Annotated in this window: 18 protein-coding genes and 1 CRISPR repeat array (1 of these 19 cut by a window edge); of the genes, 6 read left to right on the top strand and 12 right to left on the bottom strand. The window is 48.8% G+C overall.

Annotated elements, in window-relative coordinates; genetic code table 11:
* Window positions 1–480: direct repeats of the CRISPR family, unit length 33 nt; unit sequence GTCGCCCCCCACACGGGGGGCGTGGATTGAAAT (it extends 966 nt beyond the left edge of the window).
* 345 nt (window positions 481–825) lie between these two features.
* The 6 genes from SRB521_RS14570 to SRB521_RS14545 form a co-directional block, all read right to left on the bottom strand.
* Entirely contained in the window at window positions 826–2,577 is a 1,752-nt protein-coding gene (locus SRB521_RS14570) for a recombinase family protein (RefSeq protein ID WP_116722327.1), read from the bottom strand.
* Window positions 2,574–2,843, bottom strand: coding sequence for a hypothetical protein (locus SRB521_RS14565; protein WP_116722328.1), 270 nt, complete (start codon window positions 2,841–2,843; stop codon window positions 2,574–2,576). The genes SRB521_RS14570 and SRB521_RS14565 overlap by 4 nt, the downstream gene beginning before the upstream one ends.
* A gap of 17 nt (window positions 2,844–2,860) precedes the next feature.
* Window positions 2,861–4,126, bottom strand: a complete 1,266-nt coding sequence (locus tag SRB521_RS14560) for a plasmid recombination protein (protein WP_116722329.1) — start codon at window positions 4,124–4,126, stop codon at window positions 2,861–2,863.
* A gap of 336 nt (window positions 4,127–4,462) precedes the next feature.
* On the bottom strand, window positions 4,463–4,684 hold the full coding sequence (locus SRB521_RS14555; protein ID WP_116722330.1) for an LLM class flavin-dependent oxidoreductase: 222 nt from the start codon (window positions 4,682–4,684) through the stop codon (window positions 4,463–4,465).
* Window positions 4,685–5,106: 422 nt separating this feature from the next.
* Window positions 5,107–6,402, bottom strand: coding sequence for a DNA primase family protein (locus SRB521_RS14550; RefSeq protein ID WP_116722331.1), 1,296 nt, complete (start codon window positions 6,400–6,402; stop codon window positions 5,107–5,109).
* Entirely contained in the window at window positions 6,377–6,991 is a 615-nt protein-coding gene (locus tag SRB521_RS14545) for a CHC2 zinc finger domain-containing protein (RefSeq protein WP_116722332.1), read from the bottom strand. The genes SRB521_RS14550 and SRB521_RS14545 overlap by 26 nt, the downstream gene beginning before the upstream one ends.
* Window positions 6,992–7,164: 173 nt before the next feature.
* On the opposite strand from SRB521_RS14545, the gene SRB521_RS14540 reads away from it, so the two are divergent.
* On the top strand, window positions 7,165–8,280 hold the full coding sequence (locus SRB521_RS14540; RefSeq protein ID WP_116722333.1) for a DUF6076 domain-containing protein: 1,116 nt from the start codon (window positions 7,165–7,167) through the stop codon (window positions 8,278–8,280).
* Between the two features lie 35 nt (window positions 8,281–8,315).
* Window positions 8,316–9,506, top strand: a complete 1,191-nt coding sequence (locus SRB521_RS14535) for a hypothetical protein (protein WP_116722334.1) — start codon at window positions 8,316–8,318, stop codon at window positions 9,504–9,506.
* Window positions 9,507–9,554: 48 nt separating this feature from the next.
* On the opposite strand, the gene SRB521_RS14530 is transcribed toward SRB521_RS14535, so the two are convergent.
* Window positions 9,555–10,001: an Rrf2 family transcriptional regulator gene (locus SRB521_RS14530; RefSeq protein ID WP_116722335.1), complete on the bottom strand. Its 447-nt coding sequence runs from the start codon at window positions 9,999–10,001 to the stop codon at window positions 9,555–9,557.
* A gap of 182 nt (window positions 10,002–10,183) precedes the next feature.
* On the opposite strand from SRB521_RS14530, the gene SRB521_RS14525 reads away from it, so the two are divergent.
* From SRB521_RS14525 to SRB521_RS14510, 4 genes are read left to right on the top strand one after another with little or no spacing between them, the layout of a single operon-like run.
* Window positions 10,184–11,185: an NADP-dependent oxidoreductase gene (locus SRB521_RS14525; protein WP_116722336.1), complete on the top strand. Its 1,002-nt coding sequence runs from the start codon at window positions 10,184–10,186 to the stop codon at window positions 11,183–11,185.
* Between the two features lie 16 nt (window positions 11,186–11,201).
* Window positions 11,202–12,044 carry a nitroreductase family protein gene (locus SRB521_RS14520; RefSeq protein ID WP_116722337.1) on the top strand — a complete coding sequence of 281 codons (843 nt, stop codon included), beginning with the start codon at window positions 11,202–11,204 and terminating at the stop codon, window positions 12,042–12,044.
* A gap of 15 nt (window positions 12,045–12,059) precedes the next feature.
* Entirely contained in the window at window positions 12,060–12,821 is a 762-nt protein-coding gene (locus tag SRB521_RS14515; protein WP_116722338.1) for a 4Fe-4S binding protein, read from the top strand.
* Window positions 12,822–12,858: 37 nt separating this feature from the next.
* Window positions 12,859–13,707, top strand: a complete 849-nt coding sequence (locus SRB521_RS14510) for a patatin-like phospholipase family protein (protein ID WP_116722339.1) — start codon at window positions 12,859–12,861, stop codon at window positions 13,705–13,707.
* 72 nt (window positions 13,708–13,779) lie between these two features.
* Here the strand turns inward: SRB521_RS14510 and SRB521_RS14505 are convergent, their stop codons facing one another.
* The 5 genes from SRB521_RS14505 to SRB521_RS14485 are packed head-to-tail and all read right to left on the bottom strand — an operon-like array spanning window position 13,780 to window position 20,381.
* Window positions 13,780–16,776: a type I restriction endonuclease subunit R gene (locus SRB521_RS14505; RefSeq protein ID WP_116722340.1), complete on the bottom strand. Its 2,997-nt coding sequence runs from the start codon at window positions 16,774–16,776 to the stop codon at window positions 13,780–13,782.
* Complete coding sequence (locus SRB521_RS14500) at window positions 16,776–17,156, bottom strand: hypothetical protein (RefSeq protein WP_116722341.1); 381 nt, start codon at window positions 17,154–17,156, stop codon at window positions 16,776–16,778. The genes SRB521_RS14505 and SRB521_RS14500 overlap by 1 nt, the downstream gene beginning before the upstream one ends.
* Complete coding sequence (locus SRB521_RS14495; RefSeq protein ID WP_116722342.1) at window positions 17,153–18,406, bottom strand: restriction endonuclease subunit S; 1,254 nt, start codon at window positions 18,404–18,406, stop codon at window positions 17,153–17,155. The genes SRB521_RS14500 and SRB521_RS14495 overlap by 4 nt, the downstream gene beginning before the upstream one ends.
* Window positions 18,403–20,118: a type I restriction-modification system subunit M gene (locus tag SRB521_RS14490; protein ID WP_116722343.1), complete on the bottom strand. Its 1,716-nt coding sequence runs from the start codon at window positions 20,116–20,118 to the stop codon at window positions 18,403–18,405. Before SRB521_RS14490 ends, SRB521_RS14495 begins: the two co-directional genes overlap by 4 nt.
* Window positions 20,115–20,381 carry a type II toxin-antitoxin system prevent-host-death family antitoxin gene (locus SRB521_RS14485; RefSeq protein WP_207215980.1) on the bottom strand — a complete coding sequence of 89 codons (267 nt, stop codon included), beginning with the start codon at window positions 20,379–20,381 and terminating at the stop codon, window positions 20,115–20,117. The genes SRB521_RS14490 and SRB521_RS14485 overlap by 4 nt, the downstream gene beginning before the upstream one ends.
* Window positions 20,382–20,397: the final 16 nt, after the last annotated feature.

Genomic DNA, 20,397 nt, shown 5'->3' with positions numbered 1-20,397 from the left:
GTGGATTGAAATCTATGGGGCGGCTACAACGCCGACGAGCTGCGGGTCGCCCCCCACACGGGGGGCGTGGATTGAAATTGGAGCAGGTATTGACCGAGCTGTGCCGGATCATGTCGCCCCCCACACGGGGGGCGTGGATTGAAATGACCACTGAAACCGCCACCCTGAACTGTAGTGGATGTCGCCCCCCACACGGGGGGCGTGGATTGAAATCATATGTCACCGCATCTGATGCTGGCAAGATTTTGTCGCCCCCCACACGGGGGGCGTGGATTGAAATAACGAGGTCGGCGCAGGAGATATTGCCGGTGTCCGTCGCCCCCCACACGGGGGGCGTGGATTGAAATCATGCCGTCAATGGATGCTTGCGACATTCCGTAAGTCGCCCCCCACACGGGGGGCGTGGATTGAAATAGTCCGGCATTCATGGCCGTGTTTCCCAGGCGGGTCGCCCCCCACACGGGGGGCGTGAATCTCCACTTTATACAGTCGCTCACATATGGATAAAACCGCTAAAAAATCCAATGAATCTTTCGTAACAGCATCCTATCCTACTTCTAACAAATTTCTAACAGAACGATAAAAAATGAATATCCAACAGGCCCAATGGTTTTTGAGATTTTATTCCGCATGAAACCCGGAACTCCTTGTGCCACAGCGGTTTTATTGGGTATTACCAGAGACAGCCAAACACCCGTAGGAACATACCATGCCCTCTTCGAGTTCTGCTGTCTCCACCAGAAAAATCCCTGGAGCCGCAAGGCTTAATAGTGATAAGGTACTATTTAGCTTTGCGAGGGGCAGAGAACGGTGTGACCGCAATGGTCACGCCGTTTTTCTGCGTCCAAGGGTAGATTTTGCAACAACAGGCTCGGAAATCACAGGAATCTCTACGTCATCCACGAAGTTGAAATAGATTTTTACCTTCTGTACCCGCTTGCCACTGGATTTGTCCGGCGCAAACACCTCAATCTTCTTGATATACTCATTGGCTATCGTAGGTGTTAATTCCGGCACATCCACATACTTCTGGGTCAGAGCGACAAAGGCATCTACATCTGCACTCATGGTTTCCTGCGTTTCCAGCCATTCTTCCGTCACTTCAATTTCGAGTTTTAACCGTTCCTGTTCTGCCTCGTAATCGGCGGTCATTTTCTTGTACCGCTCCTTGCTCAGATCGCCCAGGACAAAATCCTCATAGAGTCGGGACAGAAGAACATCCAAGTCAGCCAGCCGCTTCTTGGCCTGCTCCACTCGCTTCCGATCTTCACGGATGTTGCGTTCCTGATCGGAGCGGCGGCATTGCAGCCACTCCTCCTGAAAACTCTCCACGTCCTGCCGGATATAGGCATTGACCGCCTGAATGCGCTCCAACACCAATTCCCGCAGTACATCTTCCCGGATATAGTGGGCAGAACAGGTGCCTCGACCGCTTTTGTAGCTGGAGCATACATAGTGGTCTTGCTTACCGTCAAAGCTCTTGCAGGTAGCAAAGTGCAGCTTATTCCCGCAATCAGGACAGAACAGAAGCCCGGAGAATAATCCCTGCCGCTGGGCTTTTGTGGGACGGCGTTTGTTTTTTCGCAGCTCCTGCACTCTGTCCCACTGAGCCTGAGAGACGATAGCTTCCTGCGTGTCAGGGAAGATACACATATCTTCGATGGCATTGGGAATCCGCTTCTTCAGCTTGTAGGACTTGGAATAGGTCTTGAAATTGCAGGTACAGCCGGTGTACTCCATCCGTTCCAGAATACCCGCAACCGATTGACCAATCCAATGGTAAGGACGCTCCGGCATCTTCTTCCGTTTTTTGGGGTCAGGATGGTTTTCCGACTGTTTGGCATACAGCGCCTTGGTAGTCAACACCTGATCCTGCTCCAGTATACGGGCAATCTGTTCCGGCCCCTTGCCGTCAATGGCCAAGTCAAAGATGCGCTTGACTACTGGGGCGGCATCCTCGTCAATGATCCAATGGTCTTTATCGGCGGGATCGGTGCGATAGCCATAGGGCGGTTTTCCCAGATGCTTTCCGCTGGTGCCTTTCTGACGGAATACGACCCGAACTTTCTTACTGGTGTCCCGGGGATACCATTCGTTGAACAAATTACGGATAGCGGCAAAGCCGTCGCTGTCGCCCCGTTCACTGTCCACACCATCGTTGACGGCGATAAAGCGTACATCGTAGCTGGGGAAAATGATGTCCGTGTACTGCCCAACGGTCAGGTAATCTCGGCCAAACCTGCTGAGATCCTTGACCAGCCAGCAACCGACAAGCCCCTGCTTAACCAGTGCAAAGCCCTCCTGTACGCCAGGGCGGTCGAAGTTAGTTCCCGTATATCCATCGTCCACCAGAATTTTCAGGTTGGTGTAGCCATGTTCGGCTGCGTACCGAGTTAAAAACTCTTTTTGATTCTGTATCGAATTTGATTCTCCATCCAATGCATCCTCATTGCTGAGGCGGCAGTACAGGATGGTAATTTTCTGCTGATCCAACATAACGTCCTCCTTTACGGTTGGGTCAGCTGACAGAATCGGTGTGCATGGTGATATTGTAGCATGAATTTGAGTCTGTGTCATGAACAAAGCGCCTCCTTATCCGAGAAAATGAGCCGTTTTACCTTGTGGGTAAGCGGCTCATTTCCGTCACATACAGTCTCCAGCAGATACCAGGTATTCCCAATTTTCCGTTCCACCGTACCAGTGAACGGATTCATCCGGTTTTCCCAGCGTTTCCGGCATTCTTCCAGAAAATCAATCGGCGGCTCAAAAATTGGGTCAAAGCAAGATTCAATGTCGATATAGCCATAGTCGGGTTCGTTCATAAAATCTTCGTGTTTTCTCATGCAGTTTCCTCCATCAATTAAAGTTCCATATCTTGCGATTTACGGCGGACAGGTTGATTGTGTTGCTTTGTTTGCCGGGTCCGGGTCAGAATGGCGTCAAGAAAAGCCCGCACCTTTTCGGGTGCGAGCTTGACAGCTTCCAGATAGGGCCGTGCCTGTTCTTTCAGCGATTCATATCGCTGTTTCCAGACAGCGGCGCTCTTTTGCGCTTGTTGCAGCTTTTCTACCAAGCGGCTGTTTTCCGCCTTGGCAAGAATTCCATTGACCGCATAATCCTTGAGCGTGCTGCACTCGGATGGGGTCAGAGTGATGTTGCCGGTGATCGTCTTTTTCCCCATGGAGCGGATTTCCTGCACAGTCAGGGCGGCAGTACGCTGTTCTTGGGTCTGCTTTTGCAGGGATTGCAGCTCCTTCTGTTTTTTCTCAACGGCTGCCTGTGCGGTGTCCAGCGCCTGCTCTGACTGAGTGATTTGAGCAGTCACAGCTTCCAGCCGCTGTTGCTCCTGTGCCACCTTGAACTGGGTCACAGTCAGATGTTCCTCGGTGCTGCCACGCTCTCCACGCTCCACATCGGTATATCCGGCAGCTTTCATATAGTTGAAGAAATCGTCTTGCAGGACACTGTACGATGTCCGCAGGACTTTCTTGCCTTTGGAGGTCAGAAGCGGATTGCCCTGCTCATCCAGAGCAACTTTGGATTCCCACTTTTTGCTCCGGCTGACCTGCATAATGGTCTCCTTGACCGTGCCCACAAGGGACTTATCCTTGCACCGCTTCGACCAGAGAATCTGTTTTTCCACCACCGGGACATAGACCACATGAAGGTGGTAGTGGTACACATCCTGCCCCAGAGCTTCCGACATAGCCCGGTTGCGTTCATCGGCGTGCATAACAGCGGAGAGAATATATTGCTCACCGCCCACGATCTCTACGGCAGCTTTATATGCGTCGGTGTAAAATTGCTTGGCGTATTCATAGCCGCCGTGATTGTGGAAGTAAGCGGAGTTCACATCGAAAATCAGCTCCCCGTATTTCACCGCATCAGCTTTCAGGCCACGGGTGGAGATAGCGCCATCGGTAATCATCTGATCGAACATGGCGGCATAGCTGTCGGTGGGGGCTTTGAAGTGGATATTCCGGTAGGTCTGGGTGGTATCAATATCCTGGTTGGAGTAGCTCTCCTTTTCTCGTTCGTTATGCTCCTGAACCTTCGCCACATCATCAAGGGTGGGCAAGTCCTGGTTACGGGCAAAGGTGCGGTCGATTCCGTCGTTTCTGGCCATGGAAATCAGCTCCTTTCTGTTGCGTGGCAGACGGCTTGGGGACGGGGATGCACTTCCTGCGGGAAGTGTAATAACCCACTATGACACTTTCATCCCAGAGGGCTGCAAAGTGCCGTGGGCTCTCCGAGGGAGAATTGCGGTCATTGCGATGACCACTGCTGAACTGCCCGGAAACCGTCTGCATCGTTTCCTGTTGTTCAGCCCGGACAGCCGATGTTTTGCGAAACATCAGCCATCCGGCAGCAGCGAAAAATCGAATGTTTTCGCCGCCCGTCCATAGCAATACTGCGGTATTGCCATGGGGACGAGAGATACGGAGAATAGGAACGGCAGGCATCATTTGTCCCTCCGCTTCTGCCATACAAGGTCATAACCAAGGGCGTCAGCAAGCTGTACCGCCTCCACATACCGCAGAGACTCTCTCTGGAGCTTGTTGGACAGGTTGGAAACGCTGTCACTCCAGCCATAATCCTCGGAAAGCCGGTCAACGACTTCCTGCATCGTGTTGCCTGAACGCACGATGTACGACTTGATTTCATTTCTCAAATTGGATTTCATAGAAAACACCTCATTCTTTCGTAAAGTCGGTTTACCGTGGAGCATACTCACTGCACGACTCGACAAACACAGATAATATTCAAAAAAACGCTCAGGACTATGTCCATGAAGAACTGTCCGCAACAGCACCCCATCGACTTTACCGTTAGGTGGGCTTGCAAGCGAAACCGTGTAAATAGCCACCTTGCCGTATACCACCATCACCATTCTGTAAATCACCGAATGATGATTTATGTTCTGCTTATAGTAGTGTTTTTCACTGTTTGCACAACCATTGACTGAGCATTGCCAATTTTAACGCCCAGCCGGATTATCAAATATAAACTGAACTTCGATTTTTTGCGTTCGTGCGTTCCTTCGTTTCACAGGCTGCACCCGATCAGGAACGCATGAACGCACGAACAGAAGGTTTTGAAGTTTCATTACAACTCCATAGGCGAGAGCAGAACATAAATGCCCATATACCCCCGGCACCGTTTTCCGCCGCCGATGTGTAGATTGCTGACTGGTTCCAAATGGTAGCGTTCTGCGTTCTGGCTAAGCTGGTTTGCAAAGCTCTTTGGGGACAGTGGGTTTTCTGCGTTGTCCTCACACCACCGCTTATAGGCTGCGTACAGATTTTTGGTGCTGGATTCATAATCGGCCTTGAATGCCACATAACCCTCAGAATCGAGAAAGTCCAGAATGTTATTGGCATCCCGAACAGCGGAAGAGATATTGTCCTTGGCTCTCTGGCTAATGGTAAAGTGATAGTGATTAGCGATCAACCGCCGCAGTCCCTCCAGCATCCAGAGAAAGATCCCCTCTTTTTCGGCAATCAGTTTCTCGGCAAGAAACGGGTCATCGAACCGATCCGCAGGCTTGTCCTTGGTGGTCAGAATGATTTGGCGGCGAAAGAAACCGTCGCTGCGGTCGTGAAGCGCAGTCAATGCCCCGTTGCCGAAGCAGAGGAAGCGTACATAAAGCTGTCCTTGATAGCTCTGTTCTTTCTTCCTTTCCAAATCCATCCGCAGTTCTGCTGTCACGATTGATTTTACATAGTTGGTCTTGGTCAAGGCATTCATATCCAGATCATCGTCAATCATCAGCAGCTTGCCCTCCAGATCGGCTCTGGCGAAACGGTTGTTTTCTACCTTCTGGATAGAAGTGGTGTTCATGTTGAGCCCGAAAATGGCGTTCATCACCACACCGATGCGGCTTTTGCCTTCGCCGCCCTTGCCGATCAGCATGAGCATCTTCTGTCCCTTGGTAGAGGGAATCAGGCAGTAGCCCAGATACTCTTGCAAAGCGGGAATATCCTCCGGCTCCAACAGTTCCGAAAGAAAACGTAGCCAGTGTTGCGGTACAGGAGCATCTGCCCGATAAGACACCGATAGGCGGTTGCCGCAATACTCTTTTTCCTCTGTAAATGTACCGTCCAGAAAATAAGTGCCGTTCGCAACATGGATGCGGTCACATTGCAGGGGCAAAGGGTCTGCGTATGCCGCCAGCTTCAACGCCTTGATCACCTGCTCCACCGTCTGTGCGACCTTGGCATGAAGCCAGGGCGAGATTTCCTCATAAATCGTCCGCTTCAATTTGCTCTCATCCGGCAACGGTCCATCCACAGTATAAAAGCGTTCATTGATGCAGCGCATGGGATACCGGGCGAGGAAGTCCCGGCAATAATCCGGCTCGACGATTTTCCCCTTATCATCGATCCATACAGGGTTGTTCATGGTATCGCTCCTCTCTCAGGCAGGTCTGTAATTTGCGGATAAATCCGCCTGCCGTTAGTTCACTCACGACTTCGCCTCGTTCATAGGAATCGCCTTGCAGCAGGATGTCCAGCTGATACTCTGCCCAGGGCAGCCGGTGGCAGGCTTCCACAAACCGCTCGTCCAACACATCTTCCGGCGCTTGCGGCGCATACCGTTTTTCCCAATCCAGAAGCCACCTCCGATACTCGTTCAAAACAGAAAAGCACAGCTGCTCGTTCTCACGAAGCTGCTGTGCTTTGGTTTTGTATTTCATTTTCCGGCGAATGGCTTCCGGCAAGGGCTTGTCCGGCGCAAGGTGAAAGTCCGACGCCAGTTTTTGGGCCGCATCATACAGCCGAAGGTCAAACAGTTTGGCGGTTAGGTCGATTACATCCCCGTGTTCTCCGCAGGCGAAACAGTGGTAGTGGTCATCCGATACATACAAGCTGGGGTGACGGTCATTATGGAACGGACACAGTGCCATGCCATAGTGGTTGACATCGATTCCATACGCCTGCGCTGCTTCCTGTGTGTTGATACTGGCTTTCACCACTTCAAACAGATTCATACAGATTTCCTCCATTTCCTTTTTGATGGGGCAGTTTTCTCACCCCTCTGTATAGGTTATGGGGAAAAACGAAAAAAACAGGCTAATGGCATGACAAGCCGTTTTCAAAAAACATGACAAGGTCTTTGTTGTGTGCTATTATGAAAATAGAAAAACATGACAGGAGGGAGAAAATGGATCAAATCATCAACCATGCGGTTTTATCTCTGGATTTTTGGCAGGACACCGTGACCTATGAGGGGTGTACCATGCCCACAGGAACCATTGGCTGCGAGGTGCTGAACATCCCGGACAGTACCATTGAAAAGCTGGATACTCCCTGCAATGTGCTGAACCAGCTGCTTCAGGGGATGAACACCGGTTCTTTGGATATGGAGCTTCTGCCGCAGGTACAGCAGGCCGCTGGCGAGATCATCTCCTTTTTGCAGGCCACACCACCGTTCTCCCGCCTGAATCGAAGCTATTTCGAGCAAAAACTTGCAGCCATCTTTTCCGAAGAATATATGGAGGACACCAAAGCTTATTTACAGCTCACTCAGCAGGAGCAGCTAATCTGTGCTTTGACTGGTCAGCATGTCAAGGCAACAATGCTCGTCCGAATAGCGCAGGTGCTGGGGCATTTGAGTTATTCTCTGGGGCAATACAAGGAAGCCTTGACAAAACTTGCGGAGCGGTTGAATGAGCCAGACTATGACCGTACCCCGGACGGTTATGCGGCAATGTTCGGACAGTTCTTCAAAGGAGAGCCAACTTTATCGTTGGATAACCCGGCCTGGATGACCCTGACCAATGCTTCGGTACAGTATGTAGCCGCTATTCGGCCCGGAAAGACGGAGCCTCAGCTGGTCAAGCGGATGCACTATGTCTCCTTTGTGGGGATGTTCCGTTCCGATTTGTTTGAGGGACTTTGTGTGGGCCATGCGCCCAAGAAATGCCCCATCTGCGGCAGATGGTTTCTTACCATTGACGCACGGCATACCAAATACTGCGGCGGTCTGGCCCCCGGCGACCAGCGTGGACGGACGTGTCGGCAAATTGGCAATCTAAGGGGCCGGGAGCAGCGGGAGCTTGCCGACGATCATCCCATCAAGGCCATTTATAACCGGCGGATGAACACCATCGTACAAAGCAAGCACCGTGGAAAACTGGATGACGAAACGGCAGCAGCTATGAAAAAACTGGCAAAAGATAAGATGCTCCGTGCGCTTTCAGATCATCGTTATGCCAGCACAGCCTATGAGCAGGAAATGACCCAGGATGCACTTTTGAAGGCCATACAAAAGAAATAAGCAGTGAAACATCATCAGAAAGGTGGTGAGGGGAAATGGATGCAACGTGGACATGGGAGTTGCCCGGTTACTGTGTCAAGTATGGCTTTCTGGCTGAACCCAAGGGATTGACTATGTGGGAAGTGGAACGCATCTTTCAGCTTGACCCGGAACCGCCTGTCCATGAAAATCTGAATGATTATATTATTAAGGCTGTGCAGAGCCGAGAACTGTGCTGGTTTTCCTTTTTCCTGCACCACTATGAGAACCGGCTCGATGGTCGTATTCGCCGTTTCCTGCTGCGGGAGGGGCTGGATCGCTATGACCCAGAACGCTTTTTGGACTATAAAATGGGCTGTGTACTTACCATGCTGGATTGTCTCCGGGAATACGATCCCGCACAAGGGGCAGATTTTCTGACCTATGCCCATCATTTTATCGGGAACACCCTTTTGACCTGCCGGATGCAGGAGGAGGCCGGTTCCTTTGAAAATGTGGATGAGTACAAAGCTGTGCGCGGGATTGCTTGGCTCTATAATCAATCCGGGCACTCTGAACAGGCGGCAATCCAGAAATATGCCCAGAAACATAACTGCTCAGGTGAAACCGCAGCGAAGTTTTTGGCGTTAGCCAAGCAAAACCGAAGCCGTGTTCCGTTTTACCAGACCGTACAGGACGAGGACAGCGAAGAAACCGGCGAGGATGTCAGCCGAGATAACCACTGGGACTATGCGGAGATTCTCTGGAACGGTATCCGGGCTGAAGCTGTCCGAGAAGCGTTTGAAAAGCTGAATTACCGGGAGCAGACCCTTTTGGAAAAACGCAACGCTATCTGTATGACCTGTGGGCGGGTCAGCCCCATCAGCACCCGAAAGACCTTTGAAGAACTGGCGGTTCTCTTTGAGGGTAGCACGGCCAGCGGCGCAGAACGGGCCTACCGCAAAGCCGTGGAGCATTTGGCCTGTTTGCTGACAGAAGCCGGGGTGCTTCACATGATCCGGCTGAAACGAAAATCCCAGACCAAGCGCAAAAAGAAAATCGCCACCGCTGTCTACCTGTATCAGGTGGACAACGATGGCGAATGGGGTGAGATTTCGTTTGATTTTGAGTCCGGAACAGCGGAGATCATCCGGTTGGCGGAGTGGGATACGACAATCAGCCAGCAGTTTGCAAAGCAAATTATTCAGTGCCTGTTAAGTCCCAATAGCATCTCATTTTCGCATAATAGTACAGTTATCATTCAATGATAGAACAGCTATGGTATTTGCCATGGCTGTTTTTTATTGTAAGCTCCTTTAGGTGGTAGAGCTTTGCTGAACTATGCCATGAAAATCATCAATCATGGATTGTAGCGTAATTTCTTCCATCGCATTCCTAACGGCATCTTCAATTTTATGATACGGCGGCTCCAGTACTTTGCGAATATTTTGTGCAACCGGACAAGGGCGGCCATCACAGGGATGAATTCCGATGATGGAGGTCACGCCATCTGGCTCCAGTGCAGAATAGATTTGGTATAAGGTGATTTGGGATGGGTCGGCGCACAATTCTGCACCGCCGGTCCCACGGGGCACCGTAATAAGCCCTGCCTTTTTCAGGGCGCTGAGGATGTTGCGGATTACAACGGGATTGCTCCCTGTACTTTCAGCCAAAAGATTGCTGGTCACTTTTGCAATACCTTTCGCTTCATGGATAAAAATCAGGCAGTGAACCGCAACGGAACATTTTATACTGATCTGCATAGATACTCTATATCCTTTCAAAACAAACACGTTATCATTGATGTAATTATTAACTTTACATCTAACAAGTGCTAAACTAAAGAAGATGTAATTTGATTTATTACATCTAACATTTTATCGGTTCTTGCGAAAAAAAGCAAGAGAGATTCTATAAAAACAAAATTCATGCAGAGAGGTCTTATATGAAAGCGGTTCAAATCAAAAACTACTCAAAAGAAATCTATACGACCCTGAGCGACATCCCGAAGCCTCAGATTTCAGATTCTGAAGTACTGATTCAGGTAAAGGCTGCGGCAGTTAATCCGGTGGAACTGCTGATCCTGACAGGAAGCGTAAAACTGATTCAGGATTATCCGATGCCACTGACACTGGGCAATGAATGCTCCGGTATTGTGGAGCAGGTAGGCAGCAAGGTTGAGGGATTCAAAAACGGAGACCGAGTCTACACCCGCCTGCCGATTGGAAAAATCGGTGCTTTCGCAGAATATGTGGCGGTCGAGCAGGATGCCGTTGCCAAAATGCCGGAGGGGTATGATTTCAATACTGCCGCAGCTATCCCGCTGACCGGTTTGACGGCCTATCAGGCTATCGTGGAAGAGCTGGAAGCAAAGCCTGGTCAAACGATTCTGATTCCCGGCGGCTCGGGCAGTTTCGGTCAGATGGCGGTTCCTATCGCCAAGGCGCTGGGACTGAGAGTGATTGTGACAGGCAACGCACGGGCGAAAGAGCAGTTTCTTGCCATGGGAGTTGACCGGTATCTCGACTACAAGACAGAAAACTATTGGGAAGTGTTGTCTGATATGGACCATGTGATCGATACCCTGGGTCCTGCTGAATTTGAACATGAATTAGCGGTGCTGAAAAAGGGCGGGCGGTTGGTGAGCCTGCGAACTGGACCCAATAAAACTTTTGCCCTGCGGCATCAGTTCGGCGGCCTGAAAAAACAGCTGTTCACCTTGGCGGGCAGTAAATTAGACAAGGCTGCACAAAAGCAGGGCAAAGAATATCGGTTTGTGTTTGTCCGTTCCAATGGGGCACAGCTGCAAAAAATCACCGAGATCGTGGAGAAGCAACAGGTCAAGCCTGCCGTCGATTCTCGTATTTTTTCTCTGGATCAGGCCAATGAGGCATTACAGCTTGTGGCTAAGGGTCAGCTCAACGGTAAAGTTATGATTCAGCTGTGAGAGAGGGTGAAATACAATGAAATTGTCCATTCCTGTTGTAGAAACCGTTCAAAAACGGCACAGTGTTCGCACTTATAAGAGTAAGCCCTTGCTGCCCCAAGATCGAGAAGCCCTGCTTATGTGTATGAAACAGCTGGATAATCCCTTTGATGTTCCTGTTCATACATACATCATTGATCAGAAACTGAATGCAGATGGGGAAAAGCTGGGAACCTACGGCGTCATCAAGGGAGCAAGCACTTTCTTGGGAATCTCCATCCCGGATACAAAGCTGGCACCCCTGGCGGCCGGATATGAATTTGAAAATCTGATTCTGTCAGCCACTCATATGGGACTGGGTACGGTGTGGTTGGCAGCGACCTTCAATCGGGACAGCTTTGCTTCTGCCATGAAAATTCCAAAGGACGAACTGTTTCCGGCGATTTCACCGGTGGGCTATCCCGCAGCCAAACGCAGCCTGACGGAAAATCTGATGCGCTCCACCATGAAATCTTCTTCCCGAAAAGAGTGGAAAGAGCTATTCTATCAGGCGGATTTTCGCACTCCGCTTACCAAGGATACGGCCGGAGCCTATGCCCAGCCGCTGGAAATGGTGCGGTTGGCTCCCTCGGCAAAAAATGCCCAGCCTTGGCGGGTGCGTAAAACCGAAAACGCCTATCACTTTTATGCGGATTATAAACCCGAACTTTCCAAAGGAGAGGAAACCATCAAACAGGTGGATCTGGGCATTGCTCTGTCCCATTTCCATCAGACAGCTTTGGAGCTGGGGCTGACTGGAGCCTTTGAACAGATGGCCCAGGAAGATGAAAAACTTCCTGAGAACATACATTACATGATTTCCTGGCGTATTGCCGAGTAAAAGGAGGGTATTCTGATGAAACTTTATGACATCGTGTTCAGTCCCACGGGCGGAACAAAAAAGGTGGCCGACTATTTAACCGATGCACTGGAGGGGGATGTAACCACCGTTGATCTGAGCGACAGCAAGCAGGATTTTAAAGCCGCTTTACTGACAAAAGAGGATGTAGCAGTCATTTCCGTGCCGTCCTATGGTGGTCGTGTTCCCACTGTAGCAGTAGAGCGGCTGGGCATGGTACATGGCAACGGTGCCCGAGCCGTTCTGGTTTGTGTCTATGGCAACCGTGCCTATGAGGATACGTTGGTAGAATTGGAGGATACCGCAAAGCAGGCTGGTTTTCAGGTGATTGCGGCAGTTGCCGCCATTGCGGAACATTCCATCGCCCGTCAGTTTGCCGCCGGTCGGCCTGATGCACAGGACGCAACACAGCTTTCCGATTTTGCCAAACAGATTCAGCATAAGCTTTCTGCGGCAGACACTTCAGAACCTGCGATTCCCGGTAATCGTCCTTATAAGAAAGCTGGAGGAGCTGGTATGGTGCCCAAAGCAACAAAGGAGTGCACCAACTGTGGCGTCTGTGCAGCAGAGTGTCCTGTGCAGGCCATCGACAAGAAAGATCCGAAGAAAGTGGATGAGAAGGCGTGCATCTCCTGTATGCGTTGTATCGCTGTATGTCCGCAGGGTGCTCGCAAGATCAATCCTGTCATGCTCTGTGCGGCCAGCCTGATGCTGAAGAAGGTTTGCTCTGAGCGGAAAGAATGCGAGCTGTTCCTTTGATGTTGGAAACATCCCGCTTGGAAGGTGAGAATATATTATGAAAACAGGCGTGATAGATGTAGGCGGCGGGCTGAGAGGTATCTATGCCGTCGGCATATTCGACTATTGTATGGATCACGACATTCATTTTGATTTGGGAATCGGAATCTCAGCAGGGAGTGCAAACCTGGCGTCCTTCGCAGCAGGTCAAAGAGGAAGGAACTATCAATTCTACATGGAATACGCATTTCGTAAGCAGTATATGAGTGTAGGGAATTTCATCCTCAAGCGATCTTTTATCGATATGGATTATGTGTATGGGACGCTGAGTTGTTCAAACGGAGAAAATCCCTTGGATTACTGCGCCTTGCGGGATAACCCGATAGAATTCTATGTAATTGCAGCAGATGCCCGAACCGGACAGGCGAAGTATTTCGATAAGACAGATATTAGCCAAGATGATTACAGCATCTTTAAGGCTTCTTGTGCAATCCCCTTTGTTTGTAAGCCGTATAAAGTGAAGAACATCCCGTATTATGACGGCGCTTTAGGTGATCCGGTTCCGGTGGAAAAAGCCTTTCAACTGGGATGCGACCAGGTTGTTGTCATCCTCACCAAGCCAGAGGGCGAGTTGAGAACCGCAGATAAAGATGAAAAATTGGCTGCACGCATCCGAAAAAAGTATCCAAAAGCTGCGGAAAAGCTGTGTCAGCGGGCGCAAAGATACAATGAAGGCGTATCGGCGGCACAGAAATATGTCCGGCAGGGCAAAGCTCTCATCCCCTCACCAGACGATACCTGTGGCGTCAGCACCCTAAAAAAAGATAGGACTTCTCTACAACGTCTATACGATAAGGGGTATGCAGACGGGAAAAAGATTTCGGACTTTCTGCTCGCCATAAAATAAGGAAAATACCGCCACCCTATTTCTTCAACGGGAAACTGGGTGGCGGTATTTTCTGCTTAAATAAACAAGGACTTAAAGCCGACTCTCGCTTCTCGTGGAACTCCGCAATCGTTCATAGACAACACCCACCAACAAATCACGAACGGTATCTCCGAACTTGGCGTCATCCAAAACCCTTTCGCAGAACTGCTGATTCTGTGCCATGCGTCCGATAACCACATCCATGAACGCATCGTTAAAGGGAAAATGAAAATGCTCTTGTGAATTGTTGCGAGCTTGGACACGCAATTCCTCATTGGCATCCATATCAGAAACAATTTGTTCCAAGACCTTGTCGATGTTGGTAAACTCTGTGCCGAACTTTTCGTTGATTTTATCAATCAGCTCAGACAGGGGAGCCTTTTCTTCCTCTGGCTTCGGTTTTCCGGGGTGAAGTTTATTGGGCAACGGCTCACTCTGCTCCAGCGCAATAGACCCTTCAAAAATCTTCTGAACCCGGTAATATTGCAGCGATACTTCATCATCCAGAAAAATAGGACCGCCGCCTTCTCGCTTTGGCAGTTTCTTCTGAAGAAATTTTGCGTAAGCATGGAACTTATGCAGGTCGGCATCATCTAATCGGATGATATTGGTGAGGAACGTGTAGGTGCGAACAAACTTTACAAGGGTAGACTTGAATTCTTCCTGCTCGTTCTCATTCAAACCGTTATACCGATCTACTGCCGGGTCAAGGAAACTGTTGAGTACGCCAAAATCCATATTTCCCTGTTTTTTGGTAGGCTTGAAAAATGCTTTAGAGAAAGCCTCGATTTCACTCTGCCAATACACACGAAATTCATCCAGTTTGGATTTCAATTCATATACAATGTTGGCGTCTGTTGTCTCCTCAATGCTGGTTTCTTCATAATACGGGGCAAAAGCGGCTCGTATATCCTCGGCGGAGTTTACAAAGTCCAAAACAAATGTATCATCTTTTCCGAAGCAGGTTCTGTTCAATCTGGAAAGTGTTTGGACAGCTTTTACACCACTGAGCTTTTTATCTACAAACATGGTGTGCAACAACGGCTCATCAAACCCAGTTTGGTATTTTTCCGCAACCAAAAGCACCTGGTACTCGCCGCTGTGGAATTTTTCCGGCAGTTCGCTTTCTTTTATTCCGTTTAGACTGACTTCGGTGTATTCCTCGCCGCCATCATAGACAGTCCCAGAAAATGCGATCAGGATACCCAGCTCATTTTCGTATCCCATCTTTTTGATGTAACGCTGAAACTCCTGATAATACCGGACTGCGTGCAGGCGTGAGCCGGTCACTACCATTGCTTTGGCCTTGCCGCCAATCTTGTCTTTGGTGACAGTGCGGAAGTGCTCTACGATGATCTGGGTTTTCTGGGCCAGATTGTGCGGATGCAGACTTAAGAATTTGCCAAGCGCCTTATTTGCCTTGCTTTTTTCATAGCGGGGATCATCGGCAATTTTCTTGCCGATTTTGAAATAGGTATCGTAGGTCACGTAGTTTTTCAGAACATCCAGAATAAAACCTTCCTGAATGGCCTGCTTCATCGAGTAAATATGAAAAGCATGAGGAATACCGCTTGCATCCGGGGTTCCAAACATCTCCAGCGTTTTCGCCTTGGGTGTTGCGGTAAAGGCAAAGAAGGACAGGTTAGGCAACCGACCATGTGTAGCCATTTCTTTTGCGATTTCATCCTCGCTGTCGGATTGCTTGCGTTCTTCCTTGGCCTCCTCATCCGCAACCTTTTGGAGCTGTTCTTCCTCTGTTAGCCCCTCAGCGTTTCCCAGGATCGCCTTCATTTTTTTGCTGGCTTCTCCGGTCTGGGAAGAATGGGCCTCATCCACAATGACCGCAAACCGCTTGCCGCTTAAATCATCTACCTTTTCAAGGATAAACGGGAACTTCTGAAGTGTGGTAATAATGATTTTCTTGCCTGTGTTCAAAGCATCTGCCAGCTGTGCGGCGTTGTTGTCGATTTTAGTCACAACGCCTTCCACGTGCTCAAACTGGTAGATGGTATCCTGAAGCTGTTTATCCAATACGAGGCGATCTGTAATTACAATGATGCTGTTGAATACAACCTTGTCATTTTTATCGTGCAGGTTAGACAGATGGTGTGCCAGCCAAGAAATAGAGTTGGATTTTCCGCTCCCCGCACTGTGCTGAATCAGATAATTGTGTCCGGTTCCGTTTGCGTAGACATCGGCAACGAGCTTGCGGACCACATCCAGCTGGTGGTAACGTGGGAAGATCATAACAGACTTTTTAGGATTCTTTTTATCTTCCTGCAAATGGATAAATCTCTGTACAATGTCCAGCAGACTGTCTTTTTGCAGGACTTCTTCCCACAGATACGAAGTCCGGTAGGTGCTGTTCCCAACAGGGTTTCCCTTGCCGCCGTTGTTTCCCTTGTTGAACGGCAAAAAATAGGTGTTGATGCCATTGAGCTTTGTGGTCATCCACACTTCTTCGGTATCCACGGCAAAGTGAACCAAGCATCGGGCTTTGAACGAAAGCAGAAGTTCTCTGGGATCACGGTCTTTCATATACTGACGCTTTGCATTTTCGACAGTCTGACCCGTGATTGGATTTTTCAGTTCCACCGTCGCAACAGGCAATCCATTGATGAACAGCACAACATCTATGGAGTTCTCATTTTTCAGGCTATAATGCACCTGCCGGGTGATGGAGAGAATGTTCTTCTCATAGAGTGCCTGACTGGTTTGGTTCATGCCGCTGGCAGGCTTGAAATAGCACAGAGATAGTTTGGCGGGAGCATCTACAACGCCATGCCGCAGCACATATAATGTTCCGTATGTATCAAGATCACGATACAGCTTCTTCAGAAAACCCGTTTCCACATTCTCTCCGTGTTTTCTGCACAGCTTTTCCCATTCCACGGGCTGGCTGTCTTGAAGAAACTGAAAAAGCTGCTTGGTGTCTATGGCAAATTCACGATTATAGTCACGGGGATTCCCTTTGATGTATCCGCCGTGGTCAATCAGGCTGTATTCAATCTCTTGTTCAAATGTAATTTCTTTGGTTTCGATTGCCATTATTGACCACCTCCTATCAAAGTACAAATCCAGGGGATCAGCCCAACCATACCGCCAATGATGGCCGATATGACAGCAATCCGCCATTCCCGCCGTGAGAGTTTTCTTTCGGCTTTTTTTGCGGCCTTTTTGTTAGTGAAATAATTCTGACCATCCACTGTGAGGGACAGATAGTATGGAATGTTGTCAGCCCACTGTATGTGGACATAACCACATTCTCTCAGCTCTCGAAATGTATCCCGGAGCAGGGTATCCTGTTGCATGGATAATCCATCAAACCGCTTGCTCCAATAAGCTGCATTGTCCTGACCACTGGCTTGGAGGTCGATAATTTCTTTCAGCAAAGTTTCGCCTTGCGGTGACAATTCTTGATAGTTCATTCTACTGCCACCTTTCCGGTTACCACCTCAGAAATGACGCTTTGGCGGTATTCCTTTAGTTTTTCGATTTGTTGCTGAGTGAGAGAAATCAATTCATCAATATCTTTCACACGCTTGTCCAGATAAGCTACAATTTCATTCTGTTCTTCCAGAGGAGGCACCACTGCTGGAATTTTGAAGAAGTTCACAGGATATAAGCGCATCCGGTGTTCTGCAATGCCTGTGGAATAATTTTTGAAAATTTCCATGTACATCGGTGTCTTGAACAGGTAGTACAGGTACTGAGGATTTACCTCTTGCCTCGGATAATAAATGCAGTATGCAGGAGAGATCACGCCGTCATATCCAGAGATGCCATAGCTGCCATCTTTTGCTCGCATGATATTCATGACCAGGTCGCCTTTTCGGACAACCTTATACCCTTCGGTAGTTTCTGCCGGGGCAACGGTGGCAAGGTTTAGCTCCTCTGCCTGCGATTGCAAAATCACACCAAGATATTTGGTAACACTGAGTAAAACGGCGTCCTGTTCTGCGCACTTAATGTTCCGTTCAGCAAAAAGTTGATGATTAGTAAGAACTTGCCAGTGGGCAGGAACTTGCCCAAGCCAGCTTATACCGGTATCCTTTGTTGCAGAATTGCTATCCAATCCTTTTGTAACAGTCTCAGCAACAATGGATGTGCTTGCTTCTTGTAAGCGTTCAATAAGAGATTGTTTTTCGTTGATTAAATTAGATATGGTATTCACACAACCATCAAGATATTCTGAAACTTTCCTTTGAACACTTAAAGGTGGTAGAGGTATCTTTATTCGGTTCATTGCCGATTGCGTCAATTTGTTGAGGATCGCTCCATTTATATATTCTTTATAATCGACAGCATTAAGTGCATAAACAATATATTGGGGGTCAGCATTCTGATTTATTCGCAGTACATGGATGTGATTATTTGCCCATATAGGTTCAGTAATGTGAAAAGCAACAGGGCGTGTATGGTCAAAAAAGGGGGCGCCATCCTCACCTAATAGAACGAGTTCTTCGTCGAACAATGCCCTATCAACATAATCAACAATATTGCCTGCTCCCCAATACGGAATACTTCCTTGCATTTCGGAACGCAAGCCAGTTTCAACCGGAACCCTTTTCCCGTCAAGACATTCAATTACATAGCGTAGCTGTGAAAGGTTCCATGTGGCTGGAATATCACCAATCCAAGAAACTCCGCTATTTTTGTAAGCCGAATAACTCTTCATTCGGAAAACACCTCCACCAATCTGGTTTGGATGCGTTCCTCCAAAGCCTTAATTTCTTCCATAATCACAGAACTGTGACGCAGCGGAGTGAATTTGTAGAAATAGCGGGTAAACGGAATCTCATAGCCGATTTTGGTCTTGCTCTCGTCAATCCAGGCACCCGGCACAAACGGCAGAACCTCACGACGGAAATATTCGTGGATGTCTTCCTTCAACGGCACCATTTCGTAGTCACGAAGGGCGGCATCTGCTTTTCTATTGCCTTTGCGGTCGATTACCGGTGTACCATCTTCGTCGAGCAGAGGTCGCTCTATAACAATTTTCCGGTATCCGAAATCTTCATTATCCAAATCCATGTAGTTCTCATCCGACTCGTAGGTGCTGTACAGACGCACCAATTCCGCACGATTTTCCGGGCTGATCATGTTGCGCTTATTGCCGAGGCCCTTGCGCATCTTTTCATAGAAACCAGCTCCGTTGATCAGACGCACTTTGCCTTTTCTGCGGTTCTCTTTGCGGTTAGTCAAAATCCAGATATAAGTGGTAATGCCGGTGTTGTAGAACAGCTGATCCGGAAGGCCAATAATAGCCTCCAGCAGATCGTTTTCAATAATCCAGCGGCGGATTTCACTTTCTCCGCTTCCGGCATCGCCGGAGAACATGGGCGAACCGTTAAAAACAATACCGATGCGGCTTCCACCTTTTTCCGGCGGGTTCATTTTGGAGATCAGATGCTGGAGAAACAGGAAAGAGCCGTCCGAGATACGGGGCAGACCAGCGCCAAATCTGCCACGATACCCCTGAGAAGCCGCTTCGTCTTTGATGAATTTTTCTACTTTTTTCCATTCCACACCAAAGGGAGGGTTGCTCAGCATATAGTCAAACGTCTGGGACTTGAATCCGTCCTCATTGAAGCTGTTTCCCAAAACGATACGGCTGTTGGTGTTGCCTTTCAAAATCATATCGGAACGGCACGTTGCGTATGTTTCGGGGTTTAATTCCTGCCCAAAGGGGATTACCTGAGTAGTGCTGTTCAAAGCCTCCATCTTGTTCTGGGCAACGGACAGCATTCCACCCGTGCCGCAGGCCGGGTCCAGAATGGTGATGACCTTTCCGTCGGTATTTGCAATTTCATCCATGTCAGGATCGAGCAGCACTTCTACCATCAGTTCGATTACCTCACGGGGCGTGAAGTGCTCACCAGCGGTTTCGTTGGACTGCTCAGAAAATCGCCGGATCAATTCCTCGAACATATATCCCATTTCCAGATTGTCAATCTGGGTGTCGCTCATATCAATCTCCGCAAAACGCTGCACGACCAGATAAAGCAGATTCGCCCTTGATAGACGATCGATTACCCCGAAAATTTCAAAGTTGTCCATGATTTCACGGACATCTTCGGAAAAGCCATTGATGTAATCTCGTAGATTGGCTTCGATAGCGTTGCTGTCATCCATCAGCTTTTCGAAATCAAACTGGCTGACATTATAGTAATCATGGCCAGTCATGCGCTTAAAGATAGGGCGCTTGTTGCTGACCGTCAAAGTCTTATTAGCCTCCAAAATTTTTGCCTTGGAAGGTGCAAGTACACAGTCAAAGCGACGCAGCACAGTAAAGGGCAGAATCACCTTGCCGTATTCGCTCTGTTTGAAATCGCCACGCAGCAAATCGGCTATGCTCCATATAAAATTGGCTTGTTCATTGATGTTCATATATCTGCTCCCTCTTCCCTGAGTCTCTTATACCGTTCGTATGAGATAACGACGTTCTGCGGCTTGTTTTGCTTGCTGACAATTAAAACTTTGTCCTGCTCGTTCACTTCCTTAAAAATGCGTGAAGCCTGGCCTTTTTGAAATGATGTAATTGCTTCATAATCCGGCGTCACGGTAGAAGCGGACCTCTTTTTCGCCACAAAACCACCTCTTTTCGGCAAAATATGTCGATTTAATTTTAACACAAAGTCATTACTTTTCACAATATAAAAAACTATA

It is taken from the genome of Intestinimonas butyriciproducens (genome assembly GCF_004154955.1).
GTDB classification, from domain to species: Bacteria; Bacillota; Clostridia; order Oscillospirales; family Oscillospiraceae; genus Intestinimonas; species Intestinimonas butyriciproducens.
The sequence above is the reverse complement of the archived record's forward strand: the minus strand, read 5'-3'. Positions and strand labels throughout refer to the sequence as shown.

Bases quoted from the DNA above. Each gene is read 5' to 3' on its own strand.
- SRB521_RS14535 (WP_116722334.1), top strand. From the start codon at position 8,316: ATGGATGCAACGTGGACATGGGAGTTGCCCGGTTACTGTGTCAAGTAT.
- SRB521_RS14545 (WP_116722332.1), bottom strand. From the start codon at position 6,991: ATGAATCTGTTTGAAGTGGTGAAAGCCAGTATCAACACACAGGAAGCA.
- SRB521_RS14500 (WP_116722341.1), bottom strand. From the start codon at position 17,156: ATGAACTATCAAGAATTGTCACCGCAAGGCGAAACTTTGCTGAAAGAA.
- SRB521_RS14555 (WP_116722330.1), bottom strand. From the start codon at position 4,684: ATGAAATCCAATTTGAGAAATGAAATCAAGTCGTACATCGTGCGTTCA.
- SRB521_RS14565 (WP_116722328.1), bottom strand. From the start codon at position 2,843: ATGAGAAAACACGAAGATTTTATGAACGAACCCGACTATGGCTATATC.
- SRB521_RS14490 (WP_116722343.1), bottom strand. From the start codon at position 20,118: ATGAACATCAATGAACAAGCCAATTTTATATGGAGCATAGCCGATTTG.
- SRB521_RS14550 (WP_116722331.1), bottom strand. From the start codon at position 6,402: ATGAACAACCCTGTATGGATCGATGATAAGGGGAAAATCGTCGAGCCG.
- SRB521_RS14525 (WP_116722336.1), top strand. From the start codon at position 10,184: ATGAAAGCGGTTCAAATCAAAAACTACTCAAAAGAAATCTATACGACC.
- SRB521_RS14515 (WP_116722338.1), top strand. From the start codon at position 12,060: ATGAAACTTTATGACATCGTGTTCAGTCCCACGGGCGGAACAAAAAAG.
- SRB521_RS14570 (WP_116722327.1), bottom strand. From the start codon at position 2,577: ATGACACAGACTCAAATTCATGCTACAATATCACCATGCACACCGATT.
- SRB521_RS14540 (WP_116722333.1), top strand. From the start codon at position 7,165: ATGGATCAAATCATCAACCATGCGGTTTTATCTCTGGATTTTTGGCAG.
- SRB521_RS14495 (WP_116722342.1), bottom strand. From the start codon at position 18,406: ATGAAGAGTTATTCGGCTTACAAAAATAGCGGAGTTTCTTGGATTGGT.
- SRB521_RS14505 (WP_116722340.1), bottom strand. From the start codon at position 16,776: ATGGCAATCGAAACCAAAGAAATTACATTTGAACAAGAGATTGAATAC.
- SRB521_RS14560 (WP_116722329.1), bottom strand. From the start codon at position 4,126: ATGGCCAGAAACGACGGAATCGACCGCACCTTTGCCCGTAACCAGGAC.
- SRB521_RS14510 (WP_116722339.1), top strand. From the start codon at position 12,859: ATGAAAACAGGCGTGATAGATGTAGGCGGCGGGCTGAGAGGTATCTAT.
- SRB521_RS14520 (WP_116722337.1), top strand. From the start codon at position 11,202: ATGAAATTGTCCATTCCTGTTGTAGAAACCGTTCAAAAACGGCACAGT.
- SRB521_RS14530 (WP_116722335.1), bottom strand. From the start codon at position 10,001: ATGCAGATCAGTATAAAATGTTCCGTTGCGGTTCACTGCCTGATTTTT.